The sequence below is a fragment of the Streptomyces sp. NPDC033845 genome (assembly GCF_055576225.1).
Genome location: NZ_JBVIRI010000029.1, coordinates 34213 through 54466 on the forward strand (window position 1 = coordinate 34213; position 20254 = coordinate 54466).

22 protein-coding genes are annotated in these 20254 nt (G+C 70.3%); 10 read left to right on the forward strand and 12 right to left on the reverse strand.

Translation table 11 applies throughout. From position 1 onward, the window contains the following. The first annotated feature begins 60 nt into the window (after window positions 1–60). The 3 genes from ACZ50K_RS34340 (at window position 61) to ACZ50K_RS34350 (ending at window position 3224) form a co-directional block, all read left to right on the forward strand. Window positions 61–846, forward strand: a complete 786-nt coding sequence (locus tag ACZ50K_RS34340; RefSeq protein ID WP_468910673.1) for a hypothetical protein — start codon at window positions 61–63, stop codon at window positions 844–846. Window positions 847–865: 19 nt separating this feature from the next. After that, complete coding sequence (locus ACZ50K_RS34345) at window positions 866–1999, forward strand: helix-turn-helix domain-containing protein (protein WP_468910675.1); 1134 nt, start codon at window positions 866–868, stop codon at window positions 1997–1999. 886 nt (window positions 2000–2885) lie between these two features. Continuing rightward, complete coding sequence (locus ACZ50K_RS34350) at window positions 2886–3224, forward strand: hypothetical protein (protein WP_468910676.1); 339 nt, start codon at window positions 2886–2888, stop codon at window positions 3222–3224. An 85-nt stretch (window positions 3225–3309) separates the two neighbouring features. Here the strand turns inward: ACZ50K_RS34350 and ACZ50K_RS34355 are convergent, their stop codons facing one another. Beyond that, entirely contained in the window at window positions 3310–3468 is a 159-nt protein-coding gene (locus tag ACZ50K_RS34355; RefSeq protein WP_468910678.1) for a hypothetical protein, read from the reverse strand. 651 nt (window positions 3469–4119) lie between these two features. Here ACZ50K_RS34355 and ACZ50K_RS34360 point away from each other — a divergent pair. The 3 genes from ACZ50K_RS34360 (at window position 4120) to ACZ50K_RS34370 (ending at window position 6813) form a co-directional block, all read left to right on the forward strand. Next, window positions 4120–5193, forward strand: coding sequence for a hypothetical protein (locus tag ACZ50K_RS34360; RefSeq protein ID WP_468910680.1), 1074 nt, complete (start codon window positions 4120–4122; stop codon window positions 5191–5193). Between the two features lie 153 nt (window positions 5194–5346). After that, window positions 5347–5895: a hypothetical protein gene (locus ACZ50K_RS34365; protein ID WP_468910683.1), complete on the forward strand. Its 549-nt coding sequence runs from the start codon at window positions 5347–5349 to the stop codon at window positions 5893–5895. Window positions 5896–5916: 21 nt separating this feature from the next. Next, the gene (locus ACZ50K_RS34370) at window positions 5917–6813 is read left to right on the forward strand and encodes a hypothetical protein (protein ID WP_468910685.1); all 897 of its coding nucleotides are present in this window, start codon (window positions 5917–5919) and stop codon (window positions 6811–6813) included. A gap of 113 nt (window positions 6814–6926) precedes the next feature. Here ACZ50K_RS34370 and ACZ50K_RS34375 read toward each other — a convergent pair whose 3' ends face one another. The 11 genes from ACZ50K_RS34375 to ACZ50K_RS34425 form a co-directional block, all read right to left on the reverse strand. Next, window positions 6927–7136, reverse strand: a complete 210-nt coding sequence (locus ACZ50K_RS34375; RefSeq protein ID WP_468910687.1) for a hypothetical protein — start codon at window positions 7134–7136, stop codon at window positions 6927–6929. A gap of 90 nt (window positions 7137–7226) precedes the next feature. Next, complete coding sequence (locus ACZ50K_RS34380) at window positions 7227–8732, reverse strand: hypothetical protein (protein WP_468910689.1); 1506 nt, start codon at window positions 8730–8732, stop codon at window positions 7227–7229. A gap of 88 nt (window positions 8733–8820) precedes the next feature. Next, the gene (locus tag ACZ50K_RS34385) at window positions 8821–9183 is read right to left on the reverse strand and encodes a hypothetical protein (protein ID WP_468910690.1); all 363 of its coding nucleotides are present in this window, start codon (window positions 9181–9183) and stop codon (window positions 8821–8823) included. A 29-nt stretch (window positions 9184–9212) separates the two neighbouring features. Next, window positions 9213–9560: a hypothetical protein gene (locus tag ACZ50K_RS34390; protein ID WP_468910692.1), complete on the reverse strand. Its 348-nt coding sequence runs from the start codon at window positions 9558–9560 to the stop codon at window positions 9213–9215. Continuing rightward, window positions 9557–10318, reverse strand: a complete 762-nt coding sequence (locus ACZ50K_RS34395; protein WP_468910695.1) for a hypothetical protein — start codon at window positions 10316–10318, stop codon at window positions 9557–9559. Before ACZ50K_RS34395 ends, ACZ50K_RS34390 begins: the two co-directional genes overlap by 4 nt. Then, window positions 10315–11400, reverse strand: a complete 1086-nt coding sequence (locus ACZ50K_RS34400; protein ID WP_468910698.1) for a DnaB-like helicase N-terminal domain-containing protein — start codon at window positions 11398–11400, stop codon at window positions 10315–10317. Before ACZ50K_RS34400 ends, ACZ50K_RS34395 begins: the two co-directional genes overlap by 4 nt. Further along, the gene (locus tag ACZ50K_RS34405) at window positions 11397–11555 is read right to left on the reverse strand and encodes a hypothetical protein (protein WP_468910699.1); all 159 of its coding nucleotides are present in this window, start codon (window positions 11553–11555) and stop codon (window positions 11397–11399) included. The genes ACZ50K_RS34400 and ACZ50K_RS34405 overlap by 4 nt, the downstream gene beginning before the upstream one ends. After that, window positions 11552–13264, reverse strand: coding sequence for a DNA cytosine methyltransferase (locus ACZ50K_RS34410; RefSeq protein WP_468910702.1), 1713 nt, complete (start codon window positions 13262–13264; stop codon window positions 11552–11554). Before ACZ50K_RS34410 ends, ACZ50K_RS34405 begins: the two co-directional genes overlap by 4 nt. Then, on the reverse strand, window positions 13264–13551 hold the full coding sequence (locus ACZ50K_RS34415; protein WP_468910704.1) for a hypothetical protein: 288 nt from the start codon (window positions 13549–13551) through the stop codon (window positions 13264–13266). Before ACZ50K_RS34415 ends, ACZ50K_RS34410 begins: the two co-directional genes overlap by 1 nt. Further along, window positions 13548–13829, reverse strand: coding sequence for a hypothetical protein (locus tag ACZ50K_RS34420; RefSeq protein ID WP_468910707.1), 282 nt, complete (start codon window positions 13827–13829; stop codon window positions 13548–13550). The genes ACZ50K_RS34415 and ACZ50K_RS34420 overlap by 4 nt, the downstream gene beginning before the upstream one ends. Before the next feature lie 181 nt (window positions 13830–14010). Beyond that, entirely contained in the window at window positions 14011–14337 is a 327-nt protein-coding gene (locus ACZ50K_RS34425) for a hypothetical protein (RefSeq protein WP_468910709.1), read from the reverse strand. A gap of 311 nt (window positions 14338–14648) precedes the next feature. Between ACZ50K_RS34425 and ACZ50K_RS34430 the strand changes: the two genes are divergently transcribed. The 4 genes from ACZ50K_RS34430 to ACZ50K_RS34445 all read left to right on the forward strand — a co-directional run bounded on the left by ACZ50K_RS34430 (window position 14649) and on the right by ACZ50K_RS34445 (window position 20106). Further along, a complete protein-coding gene (locus ACZ50K_RS34430; protein ID WP_468910712.1) occupies window positions 14649–14831 on the forward strand; it encodes a hypothetical protein in 183 nt (60 codons plus the stop codon). Window positions 14832–14863: 32 nt separating this feature from the next. Further along, entirely contained in the window at window positions 14864–16846 is a 1983-nt protein-coding gene (locus ACZ50K_RS34435; RefSeq protein ID WP_468910714.1) for an MFS transporter, read from the forward strand. A 198-nt stretch (window positions 16847–17044) separates the two neighbouring features. Continuing rightward, window positions 17045–19423, forward strand: a complete 2379-nt coding sequence (locus ACZ50K_RS34440; protein WP_468910717.1) for a type IV secretory system conjugative DNA transfer family protein — start codon at window positions 17045–17047, stop codon at window positions 19421–19423. Next, window positions 19423–20106 (forward strand): hypothetical protein, encoded by a 684-nt coding sequence (locus ACZ50K_RS34445; protein WP_468910719.1) that lies wholly within the window; start codon window positions 19423–19425, stop codon window positions 20104–20106. The genes ACZ50K_RS34440 and ACZ50K_RS34445 overlap by 1 nt, the downstream gene beginning before the upstream one ends. Window positions 20107–20254 lie beyond the last annotated feature (148 nt).

A 20254-nucleotide genomic window follows, 5' to 3' on the forward strand; every position in this document is an offset into this window, starting at 1 on the left:
GTGTGGGCACTACTGGAGTGCCTCGGCATGAAGCACCTTCCCTGAAGGGTGGGCCACCACATGGACGTTCCCGTCTCTGCGTGGGCCAGCAAGCTGTTCACCGACGAGGAGACCGCGCGGCTTGTCCGCGACGGGATCGGCCAGGCCCTGGTCGATATGCAGGCCAACGCCCGCTCCTCGCACACCGAAGCAGACGTGACGTCCACGCAGGTACACGGGGTCGCCCGGTACCGAGGGTCATACGAACGACTCAGCTCGCAGCTCGCCACCATCCCCGGGGCCGAGCTGGTGAAGCCGAACGGTTTCCAGTTCGACCTCGTGCGCGTAGGCCACGGGCTTCTGTACCCGTTCTGCTTCTCCAAGCAGAACACGAACGTGCAGGCCGCAAAGATCCAGAACGTCTGGTCCGTGATACGCGAGCTGTTCGCGTTCGCCCCTGCCTCACAGCAGCCTGACCTCTTCGGCGACCTGCGGTTCGACCCCAGCTCAGTGGAGCTGCGCCCCAAGCTGGCCGCCCTCCCCGAAGGAACGCGCCTGGTCCTGGTGCCCTTCGCATGCAATGCGGCCGGTCTCCTGAAGCCCTATTGGGGCGTGGCAGCCCTGGCCGACGAGAACGGCAAGCTCGAATGGATCATTGACCCGGAGCCCCTGCCCGTCCCGAACGCCCCCAGCATCAAGACCCCGGTCATCCCCCACCAGCCCGTGGGCCACCCGGGCTTCGATGAGGGGGAGGAGCCTCTGGTCGCGCTGGCGCCCCGCCCGGCCGCGGAGCGGAAGCTCGGTGTGGCCCCTACGACCGAAGCTGTACCGACGATTCCCCTGACGAACGAGACCAATGAGAACTGAGCACCCGGTTCTGCCGGGCATGGAGAACCGCACGGTCACGCCCCGCGCGGTGACCGATGCGTTCGATCCTGCCCGGCTCACGCAGGCCCGCCGTCTGGCCGGCCTGACCAAGAAGGATGTCGCCGAGCAAGTAGGCGTCACCCCGGCTGCTGTAGGCCAGTACGAGACAGGGATCTCCCGTCCCCGGCCCGAACTGGTACCGATGCTCGCGAGCGTCCTGCAGGTGCCGGTTGAGTTCTTCATCGCCGGGCGGCCGGGGTGCCGGCTGGACTCCTCGATGACGAACTTCCGCAGCCTGCGCAGCACCCCGAAGGCCCAGCGCGAGAAAGCGCTGGCCTACGCCGAGCAGGTCTGGGAACTCACGCACGCCCTTGAGCGGCGGGTGCAACTGCCCTACGTGGACCTGCCCGGCTTCACTGGCGGGGAGGTCCACCCAGGGGTGGACCTCCCCGATACTCCGAGTGCGGCAGCCCAGGGACTCCGACGGCTGTGGGGCTTGGGAGACGGCCCGGTGACCCATCTCGTGCGGCGAATGGAGGCGCACGGCATCGTCGTGGTCCTGCCCTCCGAGACGGACATGACAGCGGCCACGGTCGATGCGTTCTCCTCCCGCCTCGCTCGTCCACTGGTCGTGCTCACCCGCAACCGCGCCAACGATGTCTTCCGTCACCGCTTCACCGCAGCACATGAACTGGGGCATCTGGTCCTGCACGGCGAGGCAACCGGTGACAGCCGGCAGGAGAGGGAAGCCGACGCCTTCGCGGCGGAGTTCCTTACGCCGGCGGCCACCATCCAACCTCTGCTGCCCCACCGCATGGACCTCGGCCAGCTGGCCGGGCTCCGCCGGACGTGGGGCGTATCGGTGCACTCTCTGGTCTACCGCTGCCGTGAACTGGGCCTCATCTCCGACGCCACCGCAAGCAGGACATACCAGCGGCTCCGGGGCCTGGCCGGCCAGCCCGGGTTCTCACCAGAACCCGTCAGCGGCTTCCCAGGCGAGCAGCCGACCATGCTCTCCCAAGCCTTCGACCTCGCAAGCCAGGACGCCACGCTGACCATCCCCGCCCTTGCGAAGGAACTGGCCTGGACACCGGCACGAGTCCGCGAGCTGCTGGGCATGCCCGACTCCCGCCCGGTTCTGCGTCTGGTGTGACCGGGACGGGCCGACAACCCGAGATGGCATACATGGAGCGGCCGCAGGTTCCGTAGCGGCCGCTCTGGTGCACCCCAAGGGAGAGCTATGCGCCGTGGCCATGCTCGGCAACGTAGGCCGATGGCCTGCCGCGAGGGCGGACCGACCGGCCTCGGTGATGAAGTGTTCGACCGGAGTGCGCGGAACCCGATGGGCTGACGGGTTGCCACCACCAGGGACTAGCGGGCCAGGCGCTCGTGACCAGCGAGTTAAAGCAGGCGCCGACTCGACCGAACCACCCATCGCCCGACCCTTCCTGATGCGCACGCACTTTCGGGCTCGCACGTGATGGGGATCACATTTCACCGACGAATCACCGGCGTCGCGCGCACAGACCCCGCCTACCGCAACCACTCCGGTCACCGCGGGTCGCCAAAAGCAGACGAGCAGCGCACCCCGCCATTGATTCGAAGGCGCCTCTCCACGCTGGCCGTACGACCTTCCAGTCGTGGAACCGAATCACCTTGGAATCCAAGGTAGAGTAAATACAGAGAGCCACCGCCGGACCTCATCGGCTGGACACCTTGAAGGTCTGGCGGTGGCTCTCACTTCGTCTCGTCACTTCCACGAAGGAAACGACATGTCGAACTCTACCGCGTTCACCTCCTCGCCGTCTTGGCCAAGTTCAACGTCTGCTCAGGCAGCGGTCCCTGTGGCATGCCGGCGCACAGCGCCTGCGCGGCCTCCCCGATACCGGCCAGCCTCCAGGGCGTAGCCCGCCAGGCACACCCGACCGGGAGTTGCGGAGCTAGCCCCCCGACTCCGCACTGTGCCGCTCAGGACGCGCCATCAACGCCGCCGTCCCTGCATGCTCCGCCCCAAGACGACGCAGTAGAGGAAACCCACCATGCTCACCGACGTGCTCACCGGCTGGACCGCGGAATTCCTGGGCGGCTTCACGCTCCTGGTCGGCGCGGCCTCTTGGCACAGGCTCCGCCGTCGCCGGAACGCTGCCCGCACCAGCCCGACCCCGGCCCCCGCAGGGGTTCAGCCGGTCCGCACGTACACCCTGATCGGGGCCCGCGCCGCCGACGGCCAGCCGGTGCACCTGCCCAGCAGCCGCCCCGCTGGCACCCGCATCACCTGGAGCGGCCCGTCTGGGAGCGAGAGGTTCGTGCTGACCGACGGAGTGCTGGCGGACGGAACGTACGTCGCGGAACCGGTCGCGATGTACGGCGGCCAGTAGGGGACTGCACAAGACGAGAGGGGCTGTACCGGTGGTCGCACCGATACAGCCCCTCCTCGTGCACCGCATGACGAAGCGTCGCCGGTTAGTCCTTAGCGGCTGCGGCTTCGCGGATCGCCTGCGCGACCTCCAGCAGGGCGAACGCAATCGCGGCCAGGCCCTCCCCGGTGGCCTCAGCCTGGTCGTTTGCGATCACCGCATTGCGGGCGTGCGTTTCGGCGTTGTCCTCGCGGTACGTGTTCATGGTCCCCTCCCACCGCCGGTCCGTCCGACGGCCTGGAGACCATGCCCATGCTCAGATGCGGTACACACTCGGCCGGCCTTGCCGTGCAGGAGAGCGGTTCGGGCTGGCCACCTCAGTCATCGCCCTGGCCTGGGGCGGGTTGATGAGAGCCGCTGGCCGGGGCACTCTGTCCTGGGCGCGGGTAGCGCCTGGTGCGACCAGTGAGTGGAGAACGCAGTGGGCATCCGGATGATCTTCCGTCTTGCGGTCCTCGCGACGGTCGTAGGGGTGCTGGTGGGGCTCTGGGCCGAGCGGTAACTACTGCCGGAGAGTGACCGGTTCGACACGGGTCCGCTAGCGTTTGTCCTTCCGGCTGAGGAGGGGGCGTCCGTGCGATCACGAATAGTCGCGGTTCTGTTTGCTGTGCTCGCGATGGTGCTGCTGGGCGGCCCCGCGATGGCTGTAGGCCAGGCCGTACCGGCACAGCCTGCGCTGGTGCCGATGGCGTGCCCGGTCGGGCCGGCCGGTGACTACTGCCGGGATGCGGAGAAGACGCCCAATCCCAGCCCCTCGGCGAGCAACGGTCCGTGTGAGTCGCTCAAGGGGACTCCGGCCTATGAGTACTGCACGGGGGAGCCCGGGCCGCCGAGCGGCCTGAGCGGGGACCGCGGTGTGACCGGTCTGCTGGGGACGGCCGGGCTGCAGGCCGTGGCGGACGCGATGTCGAATGCGGCGGGCTGGACAATCGACCGGCTCGGGTCCGCGGTGGCGGCCACCAGTGAAACGGATTTCACCTCAACTGGGTTCCTCAAGCAGTACGCCATCGTGTTCGCCGGGTCCACGGTCCTGACCCTGGTGCTGTGGCTGGTGGCTGTCGGCAAGAGGGCCGTCCGCGGCGTCGGCGTCGCCACCGCGTTCGGTGAGGCCATCGGCCTGCTGTGGCTGGCCGTACTGGCCTGCGCCTTCACACCCCTGGTCCTCTACGTGGTCACCAGCGCGGTCGACTCGGTGACGGACATCTTGACCGGCGACGGATCTGCGGATTTCTTCAAGGACTTCGCGGCCAGCGTCCGTTCCTCCAAGGACGTCGGCGGCGGACCGATCGTGCAAATCCTCCTGGCGTTCGTCTCCGCCATCGCGGCCGGGGTGCTGTGGCTGGAGCTGGCCATCCGGGCGGCCGCCCTGTACGTCGGAGCGGTCCTGGGCACCGTCGTCTACTCCGGCCTCGTCGACCGGGACTTGTGGAAGGCCGTGCGGCGGTGGGCCGGAATCATGGGCGCCGTCATCCTCACCAAGCCCGTCATCATGATCGTGCTCGGTCTGGCCGGCGCGCTCACGGCCACCCCGGGGAGCGACCCGGACGCTCTGAATGCGGTGGTGTCGGGGCTCGGCATCATCATCCTGAGCATCATCGGCAGTGTCATGATCTACCGGTTTATTCCCGGCCTCGGCGACGACATCGTCAGCAGTCGGCGGGACCTGGTCTCCTCCATGTCGCGCCGTCAGCAGGGGTCGGCACCGCCCCGGTCGAGCTCCCAGGGCATCGCCCAGGGCATGGCGGCCCACTCGGACCGGCGGCCGGCCACCGCCTCCGCCTCCTCGCAGTCGTCCGGGCTCGGCGGGCCGGGCGCCGGCATGAGCGCCCACTCGACCCGGCGGACGGACAGCGGAGCCCAGCAGGCGCCGCAGGCCCAGAGCCGGACCGGGAATCCGGGCCCGCCCGCTCAAGGCGGCCCGAAAGCGTAGGGGGAGGGATCCACGGTGAGGGGGCGGGACATGAAGATCAACGACGGGTGCAGTCACACACACGGCCCGGTGGCAGGGGCGGCGAACTCCGCTCAGCTGCCAGCGCGGCCTCAGCGCCGCCGGGCCCGGCTGCTGGCTGTCGCGGCGGTACCGGTGGTACTGCTCGGTGCCATAGTCGTCGCGACCAGGGCGGGCGAGCCCTCCTCCCGGCCGCCCGTCTCCTCGCCGGCGGACCTGTCGGTCCCCCTTGAACGGGCGGGTGGTGCGACCCAGGAGGGTGCTCGCGATACTGCCAGTCGGTACGCCACCGCGCTGGGCGGCGAGGCGATGTTCAACCCGCTCTCGCGGCACTCGCTGCTGGAGTCCATATCCCACCCCTCCGCACTCGCCCGGCTCCAGAGCGAGAAGGACTCGGCGTACACCCCCGCTTTTCTCGCCACGCTGGGACTCAACCCGGCCGGCCAGCCGCCGGCGGGTGAGTCGGTGGTCAGCCGGACCACTCCCACCCGGACGACCGTGACGGCGTTCACAGCGTCCGAGGCGACCGTGGAGGTCGAGTGCACCGGGGTCCTGAGCCGCACCGGCGTCAACCCGATAGCCATGACCAGCGATTTCACCATGACGATGCGCCTGCGCTGGTCCGGCTCGCAGTGGCTCCTCCTGAGCACCAGCCAGAGGACTGACAGCACCCCGGCCCGGTAGAGGTACGGGAGAATCGGCCCCGTGTCGTCCTTCCATTCCCTCAGCGCCCTCGACGGTCTCCTCGATGACCTCCACGTCGGTGAGGCCCGCCGGCGTCAGCTCTCCATGGTCCGCGGTGAACTGGAGAGGGCGCTCGCCCGGGATGCGCTGCCGGTTGGCGCCCGGCACAGTCTGCAGCGGCTCCTGGAGGAGTCGACGCTCGTCCCGTACCTGCGGCTCGCCGAATCCGGCGTCCTGCGGCACCGGCAGCTCGGCGGCGCCTTCCCGCCCACCTCCGCGCCCACCAACGCGGTCCGGAGGACCTGCCTCGACCTGCTGCGGGAAGCGCTCGGCCTGCCCGCGCTGCACCTGGGCGGCGGCGAGGTCGCACTGCAGCCCGCCCCGGAAGCCGCCACCCTGGCAGCACTCCACCGCCAGCTCGACCAGTACCTGGGCGGCGCCATGTCCCCGGCGCAGACCCGGCTGACCGCCGTGCTCGCGGTCGAGCTGGACACCGCAGCCCGCAGCGGTGAACTCGTCGCACTGCGCCTGGGACATCTGGCGGAGGACTCGGCCGCGGTGTACATCGAGCGGCGCCCCCAGGGCGGACCGGCCGAGGGCGAGGGGGAGTGGATGGAGATCTCGCCGCTGACCCGGGCCGCGCTGCAGCGCTGGCTCCCCATTCGGGCAGACATGATGCAGCGGGCTCATGGCACGTCACGGCTGTGGGTGTCGCTCTGGATGAACCACGACGGTGTCCTCGACTCTGACGGCACCGCGGTGATCCGGCCCCCAGGGATGCCGCTGGAGGAGAACGGGCTGATCACCTCGTACCGGGTCGGCCGACTCCGATACGAGGGACTGCGGGAGCTGCTGCCGCTCAAGATGGAACGATTGCGGCGTGCCGTGCAGTACGAACGCGAGCGCACCGCCCCATAGCCGTCTCGTCTTGCTGCTGCTCTGTTCCACTCGCCGTGCGACGACGACAGGCCAAAGGGCTTGTTATCGCTCGGGCTCTGCAGAGGCGACAGGGCCTCACAGGGACTGCGGATTCAGGGCCCCTGCCGGGGCGGGGTGCCCAGGACTCCACGCTGGCGCAGACGGTCCAGGTCGCCCATGCTTCCGGGGCGGTGCAGGGAGTGGGCGGTGATGTCGGCCTCGGCGGCGCGCACGCGATGGGAAGCTGCGGCCTCCGGGGCCCGGGCCGGCTGATCGTGCTGCGCTTGGGGACCACGGCCGAGCGGCCGGCGCTGGGTGCTCATGGGGTGATCGTACGGATTGGGTCCGTCGCCGGGACAGCTGGCCGGGGCGTCCTCATCGGAGGGCCCGTTTCTATAAGAGGACGCACGGGCTCAGCGTCCGGCGATCGCGTTGTTCAGGTACTCCAGGCGCTGCTGGGCCATCGACAGATGCCGACGGTCGAGTGCGGGGAGCGCGCGCAGGAGGCTGATCAGCTCGGGGGCGGACGCGCGGGCCTGTGCCGGGTCGGTCAGCTGGGTCCAGCAGTAGTGGGCGCTGCTCGCGGTGGCGAGGACCTCGGGGGCGTCGGCTGCCTGGTGCGCGAGGCGTGTCCGGCCGGCGGCGATCCACAGCTGGGTGGCGAGCAGGTAGTTGCGTTCCGACTTGGCGAGGTCGGCTCGGATCTCGACCCACTGGGTGGCCTGGGGCGAGTTGATGCCCTGGGTCTGGAGGGTGTGTTGCTCCCAGGCCTGGGCGAGCAGGGCGGCCTCGCGAAACTGCCCCTGCTGAGCCAGTGCGTGGATGTGCGGGCGGGGATCCTGCTGGCCTGGGACGGGGGCCGACGGCGGGGCGGCGGCCGGGGACTGGGGCGCGGCAGGCACCCGGATCCCGGGAGTGGGCTGGGGAGCAGGTAGGGGCATCAGGGCGGGCTGCCGCCTGGCGGTGGGCAGCTCCGGGTGCGGCTCCGGCACGGGCTGCTCCTGAGAGGATCCGGCAGCCGGTGGAGCAGCACTCTGCTGCTGCGGGCGGGGCCGGTACTCCTTGGGCAGCGCGGCGGGCGGACGCGCGGGGGAGGGAGCCTGGTCCAGGTATCCGGCGGTCGGCGAGGCCGGGCGCACGTCCAGCCCTGGTGCTACGTCCCGGGTCTCGGGCCGGCGACGGCGCTCGGACAGGACGGAGGTGTCCCCGGCGAGCAGGCGCTGCAGGTTGCTCATCACCGGTGGGTGCTCGGGCTCGATCGCGGGAGTCGCGGGCAGGACCAGGGCGCCCGGCGGCAGGTCCGCCGCGGCAACCGTGAGGGCGTGCAGCCGGGGTGCGGTCGGCCTCTTTGGGTTGCGGCGCAGCTGCTCGATGAGGTGGTGGGTGTAGGGGCTGACGTCTGCGGACCCGGTGAACCCCGGCGGGCTGACGACGCCGTAGACGGCCGCATTGCCTACCTGGAGGTTCTCGTGGTGCTGCAGTTCGGCCCATGCGGCCTTGTCGGCGGCGAGGTCCAGGAGCAGGGTCGTCCAGCCGGCCGGCCGGGCCCGCAGTTCGTTGTGGAGCCACTCCCAGGGCAGGGCCGTGTAGCGGACGGTCAGGGCGTTGGTCCCCGCCTGGGCGAGGTGGAGGCGGCGTCCCTTGCGGTCCACGGTGAGGCGGCCTGAGAGGTAGACCAGCAGCGGGCCGGGGGCCGCGGCGGCGTTTCTCAGTCGGACCAGCAGGGTGTTCTGGTCGCGGACACCATCGAGGTGGACGACGTCGGCCGGCACGGTACTGCCGAGAAGGACCGGCACCGGCACGGCGGACAGCGCGGATAGGTTGGCACTGGGTGCTACCTGGACGGCGCGGCGACGGACCGCTCGATCTCCGGCCACCAGTAGTACGTGGCCTCGCTGCTCCGCCCCGTTGATCTGCATGTCTGCACCGTACTCACAAGGCAAAAGCTCCGGCGGACAGTTCCGCCGGAGCTTTCGTGTTGGAGGGGCAGCGCGGGGCGGACGGATGCTACAGGTCGATGTCCTGCTCGTGGTCCCGGTGCGGAGCGGACGGGATCGGCTGGAGGTGCCGCGGGTGGGCGGCGTGGTCGAGGGCGCGAGCCGTGAACCCGGGGTCGCCGTCGCCGCGGTGGTCCCGCTCGGCGTCGGTGATCTCCTGGGTGGTGGCTCCGGAGGCGTGCAGCAGGTGCCGGGCGTGGGCGGCCTCCGTCTGGTAGGCGGCGATCTGCCCGGCGGTGGCTTCTTTGCCTGCGGCGGCCAGCTGCTCCAGCTCGGCCGCCGTCTGGTCGAGCTGGGCGAGGACCGGCAGTATCCCGGTGATCTCCGTCTGGCGGGCGATCTCCTCGGGACTGGGCTCTGTGGTGTCGGACATGGTCGTGCCTTCCTTGTCGGTGGTACGGGCTACAGCTCGATGTCGAAGTCGTCGTCGGGGTGGGGCCGGGAGGGGCTGCGGGCGTGCTCGCTCCGGCCTCGTTCGGGCGACCAGGCGGGCCCGTCCGGGCCGTGCACGGTGACCTCGCCGGACTGCAGCTCCGCCTGGACGTGGCCCCGGTAGACCAGGGAGCCGCTGTCGAGGAACTGCAGTGCGGGGTGGGTGCGTACGTCGTCGGCGGGGCGTACGGCGTCGCGTTCGGTGAGTGCGGTGGGGTCGACGGTGCGGCCGTCGATGGCCAGCCCTCGGGCGGAGACCTCGACGATGTGGCCGCGCCACTGTCGGATCAGCCGGCCCAGGGGGGCGGTCGGCTTCACCGTGTCCGCTCCTCTCGCTCGGCGGCCGTCAGCTCGCGCGGTGCGTCGTGGCCGGCGGCCTTGAGCAGTGCGGCGACCGACAGTTCGTCGCCGGGGGCGACGGTGCGGGAGTCTCGGGCCTGGCTGGCGGCGACCAGGGCGTCGACTGTCCGGCTGATGGCCTCGACGCGGGCCACTTCGGTGCTGTGCCTCCACTGGGCCTCGGCGACGCGGGTCTGTCCGTCGATGACGGCGAGGACCTGCTGGGTACGGCCCTTGCTCTCCTCCATCACCCGCTCGTGGCGCTGCTCGCGCTCGGCGCGGCGGTCGCCACGCCATAGGGGTGCGGCAACGGCGTAGACGGCGGCGGTGCCCAGCAGCCACATCAGGGCGCGCAGCGGCCAGTCGGGCGTCCAGGCGGTGATGCCGAGCAGGGCGAGGGTGCCGCCCGCCGCGAACGCGAACCGGGTGGTCTCCCTCTCCCCGTTCTGCTTGGCGGCCGACACGGTCCCGGCTGCGGCGGCGAGCGCGGCCAGCGCGCCGGTGATCCAGAGGGGCTCGGTGGAGCCGTCGGGCAGGCGGTCGTGCCAGGCCCAGGCCAGCCCGGTGGCGGCCGTGGTGACCAGTCCGGGCGCAATGCGCCCGAAATGCTCCCACAGCACGCGGGCGGCGGAGCGCACCGGGGGGAGCGGCTCGGCATAGGCGATGTAGGGGGCGGTGATCTGGTGCTCGCGGGCGAGCAGGTGCATGGCGGGATCGAAGCGGGCGGGCTCGGTCACAGGTTGATCTCCATCTCATGCTCGGGTGCTGTAGGTCGGGGGCGGGCGGGTCCGGCTGGGGCGGGCTCCGCATCGCGGGTCCGCTCCGGCTCGCGCTCGGCGTGGTGGACCCGCTCGCGGTCGGCGATGGAGGGCTGCATCGCCTGCCCGGCACGGCCGACGAGCGCGGTGGGGGCGAGCTGGGGGTGCAGGGCGAGGTCGCGGATGTGGTGGCCGGTGGCATCGAGCCGGTCCAGCACGGCGGCGCCCAGGACGTGTTCGCCGGTGTAGGCGGCGGTGCCGCCCATGCCAGCGCGTTCCAGTTCGTCGAGGACCTGGCTGCTGGGCTGGGCGCCCGGGCGCCGGGCTGCCTCCCACGCGACGGTGACCTTGTCGATCGGTGCGTGCCGGTCGTGCAGGGTGGTCATCGCCTCGTAGACGGCGGCCAGCCGTTTGTCGGAGAAGTCGGCGGGCCGGAGCCATCCGGTGACCTCGGGCAGTTGCCTCGGCTGCCACAGCAGGGAGGCGACGGTCTCCGCCTCGGCCTGCAGGTCCACGCGGGCCCGTGCGGTGCGTGGCGCCATCTGGATCGGCTCCTCGGTGGGGGTGTCGAGGAGGTTGCGCACCATCTCCGGTGCCGCTTTCCAAGCGCTGTCCAGGGCTGCGAGCCGGTTCCCGGTCCGCTCGATCTGGTCCAGCGCCTGCCGGGCCTGGTCGACCTCAGCGTGCTGCGCGGTGTGCCGTAGCTTGTTGCCCGCGTGCTCGACGGACCGGTGGATCGCGGCCTCCACCGTCATCCCGCCGTACAGGGCGGCGTTGCGCGGGTCGGGGCAGGCGTCCGCCAGCTGCCCGATCCGCAAGGGGCTCAGGCACTGCCGTAACCCCTGGCCTTCGATCCGGGCCACGGCCGCGGTGACGGCGGACGGCACCTCGCCGGTGGGCACCTGACGGAAGTCGATGTCCTGTAGCGCTGTCCAGAGGGCTCCCAGGTCGGGGCTGGAGAACGCGCCGGCGGGAACCCACCTCATCGCCGGCAGCGCCTCGGGGCGAAAGAGCATCGCCCCGAGCAGCGCTTCCTCGGCCCGCCGGGTCCGCCGGGTCACTGGACTGCTTCCGGCTCGTCCTCGGCCGGACCACGGCCGGCCCGGGCCACGGGCTCCACCGGTCCGGCGTCTTCCTGCTGGGCCCCGGGCAGGTCCAGGTCGAGGCCAAGTTGCAGCCCGCCGTTCATCTCCGGGTCGAACGGGGCGCGGGTCATGCCGCCTCCGCCCCGTGCAGGACGGCCCGCAGCCGGGATCCGATCCAGGTGCCGACCTGCGGGGAGACCGCGTTGCCGAACCCGTCGACCTGGTCGCGGGCCGATCCCCAGACGGTGAAGGTGCCGCGGTAGTCGTGGAAATCGACGTCGAAGCCGCAGCCGCGGCCGATCTCGTGCGCCGCCATCATCCGGTAGAAGCAGTCCTCCAGCGGGAGCTCGGCGAGCGACGCCTGCCACTGGGCCCTGAGCAGCGCGGTCGTGTCGCGCGAGGTGAGGGTGCCCAGCGGGTCCGTGACCGGGTGCGGTGCGGTCTCGGTCCCGGTGGAACCGTTCTGCTTGTACCAGCCGGCCGCCGTCAGCACCGCCGGAATCTGTTCGGAGGTGAAGGTGGGCATCGCCTCGGCGTGCAGCGTGGGCAGCGTGTGCTTCCGGTACGGCAGGACCCCGGAAGACAGCACGGCCAGGGTCTCCGAGCCGACCTGGGTGGGCAGCGGGTCCCCGGCGCCGCGCGCCGCCCCCTGGAAGTTGTCCACGGCGAGTGCCATCGGCGGCAGTGCGCCGGCGGCGTCCGGTGTCCACAGCGGCTGGACGACCGGACCGGTCGACAACAGCGCGGTCTCCTGCTGGCTGGTCTGCGTCGCCATCGGCTGCAGCAGGAGCCTCTCCGAGCCGTGCACGCCCTTGGCCGGCATGAGGATCGCGGGGAAGTCGGCGAACCGCTGGCGGCACCGCTCGGCGCGCGCCATCGACGACCGGGCCAGCGGTCCCACGAAGCCGTCCTTAAACGTCTTGATCGGCTTGTCGCCGATGCGGGTGCCCAGGTTGCTCAGGTCGAGGGCGGCCAGCGACGGCGTCATCGGCGGGATGACCGGGCGGCGGCAGGACGGGCACCGGTACTCGTACTGCTTGCCGTACATCACCGTGCCGGACGGCGGGATGCCGGTCTTCCAGGTCCACACTGCCTCGACGTCTTTGTCGCAGCGTCCGCAGTGCGACACCGGGCGGTGCTCCAGGTCGGGCATCGGCAGGGCCTTGTCGACGAACACCCAGTAGCCGCGGTCCCGCGATTGCGGGACCCCGAAAAACTGGCTGTTCAGGTACAGGACCTTGGCGGGGTGGTAGCCGAGCAGCTCGAACTGCTTGAGCCACCACCGGTAGGTCGAGCCGTCCCCGACCGACGAGCGGCCGGGCAGTGCCAGCCCCCAGGACGTGAGCTGGGTGGTGCACTCGACCAGGATCAGCCGCGGGTGGTGCTGGGCGGCGTACTGCAGGACGCAGTTGGCGGTGGCCCGGTCCCGCTCGGACCGGGTGACCCGCGCCTCGTAGTCCGGGTCCTCAAGCTCGAACAGGGTCAGGCCCTGCTCGTATGCCCTGACCGTGTTGGCGAGCGAGTGGTTCACACAGCTCACCCCGGCGGCCAGGAGATCGGCCGGCGGGAGGTCGCGGGCGGAGTGGTAGTCGGCGGCCTCGGGGTCGACCAGGTCGGCAATCCAGTGCTCGGCGTGGGGGTGGTTCCTCTCGTGGACCTCGACCTTGTAGGCGTTGTGGTTCGCGGCCATGATCGTGGTGAATCCGGCGTCCCCGATTCCCTTGGTGAGCCCGCCGAAGCCGCTGAAGAGATCGACGGCGACGTACTCGTCGTGGCGGAAGCTCCGATGCCTGGCGGCCGGCCGGTGGGTGGCCGTGCCCCTGCGCGTCTTGGCTGCCATCACGCCCCCTTGATGGCGCGCCAGAAGCCGATGAGGACCAGGACGGTAACCACGGCGGTGATCAGGGCTCCCCTGCTGGTGGCGGCGAGAACCCGGCCCAGCTGCAGCGGACGCTTCCAGGCGATTCCGCCGACGGCGGCGGCGTAGGCGAGGAGCCCGGCTCCGGCGGCGTTCCCGATCCCGGCGCCCACCTTCACGGCGACGACGGCGGCCAGGACGCCGGCGACGGTGGCGAGCAAGGCGGTCACGCGCTCGACCGTGACCTCGGCGGCGAAGGCGGCGTTCATCGGGTCACCGCCGTGCGCTGGGCGGGGACCGGGGCGTGGATGCTCGCCAGCTCGACGGCCTCCAGGCAGGCCCGCATGTAGGGGGCGGCGGTCTCGGGGTCCTGGCCATACCAGTAGGCGTACTTGGCGACGGCGAGGGAAGCGGCGTCCGCGCCCAGCCGGTTGGCGGTCTCCTGGATGAGCGCGCAGGTCCGGCCCGGGTTGGCGGCGAACTCGCTGGTGGGGGCCTGGGCGACGAACAGAAGCGTCGCCAGCGTCGTGGTGATCTTCGAGGGCACAGCAGCCTCCGCAAGGAGAAGAAGGGGGTGCCGTCCGCCCCGGGCAGGGGCCGTACCTCAACCGCCCGGGGCGAACAGGGGTGGGCCAGCGGCCGGCGGTCACCTGGGGCGACGGAGCGGCCTGTCCGGCACGCGTGGGGCCTTGGCCCTCCGCGGCGTGTTCGCGGGGTCCGGGACTACGTCAGCCGGCGAGCAGCGAGCGCGGGCGGAGGGGCTGCGGCTGCGGCTCGGTGCGGCCGTCCCGCTCGTGCGGCGTCGGGCGCATCGGCAGCGGGTCCTTGGCTGTGCTGTGCGAGGCGTTGTCGCAGACGGCAATGCCGGTCCCGGTGACGACGCGCTCGAATCCCCGGCAGTTGGAGCAGGGCCGGGCGTCGATGCGGCCGATGACAGCCAGGCGGCGCGGTCCGGCGACGACCGGCAGGGCGCGCTCGCCCTCGGGGGAGAGGCGCAAGGCGGGGAGGTCGTCGACCTGGAGGGTGATGCCGGGGAGGATGCGAGACTGGTTCACGGAGATCCCTTCCACTAGGGGTGTCCTGGCCCGGGCGGCGTTCGTGCGCCTGTTCCGGGTGGTGCGCCGGGGCCGGCAAGCCCCGGCGGAGAGGGTCGGCACCGGGCGGCAATCCCGGGGTCCGGCCCTCTCGCATTTCCATTAACCTCTTCCTCGGCCAGATTGTCAACAATCATAGATCCCCGATTTCTGGATTGTTGGCAAACTGGATTGCTGGCAGTACAGTTGTCGTGCAAGTCCACAAGCCACGAAGCCAACGGAGGGGTCATAGGGTGCTCGCAACACTGGAACGAGCAGCAACAGGAGCCAAAGTGACGCAGGGCGAACCGCAGGAGCCCCAGCAGGCGTCCGGCGAGGACCGGGTCAACTTCTCCGCCCGCGTCCGGGTGTCGGTGCGTAAGCGGGCGAAGGTCTACGCCGCTGGCCACGACGTCAACCTGCAGGACCTGGTCGACGCCGCGCTGGACGAATACCTGGCTCGCCGCAACGCATGAATGACGACCACCGACGCAAGGATTGGAGATAGATGCGCCACGACCAGGGTATGGACACCGGTCCGTACTGGTCCGCAGCCGAGTTCGGTCAGCTGGACTGGCGGGCGAAGGCTGAAAGCATCCTGAGCGACGCGCCCACCTGGATCCTGCTGGTCGTTGCCGGCGCCGTGCTCGTCACGCTGCTGGTCGCGGCCTTTGTGGCCTTCTCCCGGTCAGCGAAGGCCCAGGAGCGCCGGGACAAGGAGCATCAGGCCGCTGTCGATCTCGCCCAGCAGCGGGATAGGCCCATCCCTCCGAAGCCTCTGTACATGGACACGAAGCCCTTGCTCGGCGGCTTCGCGGTGTCCCTGAACGGCTTGTGGCACTTCGCCCAGGATCAGGTCGGTCTGTCGTTCTTCTTCGCACTCGGCTTTGTGTCGATGTTCGATGTGTTGGAAATCCGGCTGTTCTCCCAGATGTTCAGGATGGCCAACGCAGACCCGCGCCGGAGGTGGACGCGGTCTCTCAAGTGGCTGCGGGTCACCGCGTGGGGCCTCGTGTTCGCTTCGGCTGTGGCCAACGTCGTCCACGCTCCGACCCCGTGGGCGGCTCCCTTCCTAGCGATCATGCCGATCGGTGCGGCCTGGGTCATCTACGTGCCCCTCCACAGCGCGCTCGGCGAGGCTGAGCTTCTGGAGGAGCAGCGCCCCGAGGGTCGCAAGCCGGGCCCGTTCCTGCTGATCAGCCTGGTCTGGCGGAAGCTCTGGGCTGCGGTGTTCGGCCTGTTCGGCTTGGACGTCAACGATCGCGCCGACGAGATGGTCCGCCGGGCGCGAGCCCGGGACGCCGCGGACGCCTCCTACGCACTACGCCAGGCTCTGCATGAGAAGGAGCGCTTGGAGAAGGCCGTCACGGAGGGCGGGACCAGGGCGGACATCAGCCGCGCCAAGAAGCGCCTCGCCGTTCTCGACCGCGGCCTGGAAAAGAAGATCCGGCCGAAGGCGCAGACCGCTCTGGAGATGGCGGACACCTACGACCCTGAGCAGGGGCTGCAGCTCATGCAGCGCATGGCGTGGCTGACAAACGCCGACGAAGTCGCGCTGCTGGACTACGGACCCGAGAGTACGGCGATGGAAAAGTTGGAACAGCTGAACATCGCGGCGAACGCTGACTTCCTCAAGTCCCACAGGCGCGCGATCGAAGCGGGCAAGACCGCGGAGGAGGCGGAGGAAACCCGGCGCCAGGCTGAGAAGGCCGTCGAGGAAGCCGCGCGCAAGCTCGCGGCCGTCAAGGAGCAGCTGGAGCAGATCCAGGAGGAGGCGGAGGAGGCCCAGCAGCAGGTGACGGCCGAACGGGAGACCGAAGAGAAGCGCCTCAAGGCGCTCCGGGATGAGCGGGCCCTGCTGGAGAGCAGCGATGCCACGGCCGGCCAGCTCTACCAGCGGGCGGTCAAAGAGCTAGAGGACACCCGCGCGCAGCTCACATCCCTCACGGAAGAGCGCCGGAGACTGACCGACTCGACTGGCAGCCTGAAGCAGGAGGCGGCCCACGCCCGGGAAGAAGTCCTGAGGCTGGAAGGTGAGCAGAAGGCGTTGCGCGAACGTCTGGACACGCTCGTGGACGAACGCAACCGGCTGTCCACCGTGGCGGCCGGCGCGGAGAAGGAAGCCCGGGCAGCTCGCGAGAACGAGCTGCGCCTGGAGGAGCGCCTGGCCACGATCGAACGCCAGCAGGCGATCGCCGGCGTCCCGGCGCGCGCCCAGCATCCCAACCGGGTTGATGCCCGCATCGGCTCGGGGAGCGGGGACACCCGTCACCGCATCCGTGAGCTGCTCGCCGAGATGAGCCCGGAAGACCGGCAGCAGTCGCAGCGGAAGATCGCCGCGCAGCTCATGGACCAGGTAGGGCTCGGCCTGGATGCGGTCCGCAACCACCTGCGCGCCATCGACCAAGAAGACGCGGAGGCAGCGGGCCTGCCCCACCCTCGGTCACCTGAGAGCACGGAAGAGCGGGAGTTCGAGGGCGTCGAGAAGTGAGCCCGGAGACCGGCGGACTCTGTCCACAGGCTCGGCTCTTCATGATCGACGGACCGGTGACCGCTACCGGCGGGATGGGCGGGCCGAACACGGAAACGTCCACTCTGGCGGGCGATCTGCCCAGGTCATCCCGTCCGGCGGGAAGCCGCGCAGCCGTGCGCGGTAGGTCCGTAACGATCGGCGATAACCATGCCGCACATGTCGGTGCAGGGACGTATACAGACAGGAGTGGCCCCGGTGCTTGCTGAGCTTGGCGGCTGCAGCACCGGGGCCCCGACGAAGGAGACCTTCGTGGAGAACAACAGTAAGGGCATCACGCACATCGACTCGACGTTCCCGGCAGACATCCCGGAGATGACTGAACACCACCAGCAGCCGGTCCCGCGCAGCCCGCTGTTCAGCGCGACCCCCATCTGGCGCGAGTCAGGCGTACGCCTCATGGCGCTCAGCGTGCCGCCCGCCGCCTTCCTCGCGACCGGGGAGATCACTCCTGCCGACCCCTCCGAAGACCCGGGCGACATGGTCGGAACGATCTTCGGCGGTCTGATCGACGGCGCCGGGCAACTCTTCGCCACACAGCCGCTACTGGCGGCCGGACTCGTGGTCGGCCTGGCCGGCTCTACCTGCATGTACGTTAAGGCGAGCGTGCACTTCGGGCGCGAGAGCGACGGATTCGCGGGCAGGAGGCGGCTCAAGAACCAGATGACCCGCCGTGCGCTGGTCAAGCAGCGCGATGTCCTGCGCCCCAGCCTCAAGGACGTGCCCGCCCGGAGGGTGCCGACCGATGCCGTGGGCTTCTACATCGGACGCGACCGCAAGACGGGCCTGCATCTGTACGCGGCGATCGAGGAGTCTTCCCTGATGCTCGCCCCGATGGGTGCGGGCAAGACGGCGAAGCTGGGGAACTGGCTGCTGGACGCGGTGGGTGCCGTGCTGGCCACCAGTACGAAGTACGACATCGTCGAGCTGACCGAAGCGATCAGGGCCCGGGTCGGCAACATCCTGATCTGGAACCCGGAGGGTCTGGCCGACCGGCCCTCCAACATCGCGTGGGACCCGGTCATCGGCTGCTCGGACCCGAAGCTCGGCATCGAGCGCTCGAAGCGGCGGGCCAAGTCCCTGTTGGAGGGCTCCGACTTCACCAAGGGCATGGAGAACCGGAGCTTCTGGACCTCCAGCTCGTACCGGGTACTCAAGGCGTTCATGTGGGCCGCTGACATCGAGGGCTTGTCCCTGATCGACGTGGCTCGGTGGAGCAAGCAGCCGCATCGCTACGAGGCGATCGAGATCTTCAAGAAGCACGCGGACATCGCGCCGCGCGGGTGGCAGGACGACCTGGAGCAGCAGCAGAAGGTCGACGGCAAGGCGACGACGCTGGAGAACGTGTTCGGCACGCTCTCCCAGACCTTCATGTTCCTCGACTCCCCGGACATCCAGAACGTGATCCTGTCGGCACACCGGCCCAACGCGCAGTTCGACACCGAAGCCTACCTGCGCTCGCGGGACACGCTCTACATGCTCGGCAACGACAGCGACGTCGGCGGGATGGGCCCGCTGTTCACCTGCCTGACCAGCGAGGTGTACGCGGGGGCGCGGACGATGGCGTCCCGCTCGCGCGGCGGCCGGCTGGACCCGCCGATGACGTTCGTGCTGGATGAGGCGGCGCTGATCTGCAGCGTGCCGTTGCAGCGGTGGACGGCTGACAGCCGGGGCATCGGCATCACGATCCACGCCGTGTTCCAGTCCCCTGCGCAGATCCACGAACGGTACGGGAAGTTCGCCTATCAGACCATCTGGGACAACTGCGTAAAGCTGGTCCTCGGCGGCCTGAGTAACGGCGAGCACCTGGAAGACCTCTCGAAGCTGACCGGCTTGAAGCGGGTCAGGCAGGAGAGCCAGTCGGAGTCGAACTCGGGGGGACTGAACGCCACCTCGAACCGCTCCTCCTCGCACACCTGGGTGGAGAAGCCGACCATGACGATCTCGGACATCATGTACCTCGACCGGGGCGAGATCTTGATGTTCCGCAAGCACCTCGGCGGTCCGGTCGTGGTCACCTACACCCCGGTGTGGGAGCGCAAGGACGTCAAGAACGTCGTCCGGGACAGCAAGAAGGTGTCCAAGGCCGAACTCAAGGCACGCAAGCGCAAGCCCGTCAGCGCGCCGACCGCGCCGCCATACAACCCGTCCACGGCCGCTCCGGCACCGGATCTGTGGGGGCCCCGGCGCGAAGAGCCCTGGGCGCCGCCCGCCCCGGCGGCGGAGGTCAGTCCTTGGACTTCCGACCCGGCGGCAAGCGGCTGGAGCACCGATGGGTTCCCCGGCCCGCGCGACCACCTGCGGATCCTGCCCGGGGAGGTCGTCAAGCCGGCCGCCCCCCAGCCGACGCCGGAGAAGCCCTCGTTCAAGCCGACCGCACACCTGGTGCCGGAGCAGCCCGCCCCCGCCGAACAGCCGGCGGTGAAGGAGCAGCCCAAGCAGCTGCGTGACACCGGCACCGCCGGACCGAGCAAGCCGGCCGGACCCGCCCAGCCGACCCGCCGTCGGCGCGACGCTGACGAGATGGGGGCCTTCTGATGAAGCTGGAGCCGGGGGAGATGCTCCTCGCGCTGGTACGGGACCTCTCGGAGACACGGACCACGCTCACCTCCGGGCTGGAGAACCTCGCCGAACGGATGGAAACCCTGGAGGCCGCCGAGTACGGCGACGCGATCTCCGGGCTGCGGAAGGCGCTCGGCAACCTCTCCGAAGCGGTCGAGAAGCTGCAGGCCAACGCCGAAGAGGAGGAAGGGGAGGGGCCGGGCACCGCGCCGAACTGGGCGGAGCTGGACAAGGAGCAGTGCCGGGAGCTGTGGCACTGGCTGAACACCTGGTGCAACAAGGTCTTCCTCCCCGTCTACGCTCAGGACGTCTGGCGGCCATGCTGGTACCGCCACCAGCAGCTGCGGATCCAGCTGACGTGGCTGTGCGCCTACTGGCACTGGGCGTACGAGAAGGGGGCGCCACCGACCCGCGCGGCCGAATGGCACATGCGGTGGTGGCCCGCTGTCGAGATCTTCATGAAGAAGGAACTGCAGGAGTGCGGCTACATCGACCCGGAGAAACTGCGTGAGCCGTTGCACGCGATTCCGGAGCAGGGGAAGGACGCCCTCGCTCTCGACGACTTCGCCGACCACGGCCTGCTCGACTGGATCGAGCGGGACGTCGCCCGGCGCCCCGACCCGGAGAAGAAGCGGAGCGAGAAGAACCAGGCCGGCTGACCTGGCTCGGCGGTAGTGGGGGGGGGGGGGGGGGCCCCCCCGGGGGGTGGCCCCCCCCCCCCCCCCCCCCCCCCCCCCCGGGGGGGGCGGGGGGGGGGCGGGCCGCGAGGAAATCGCGGGCGGGGGGGGCGGGGGCGGGCCGGGCGGC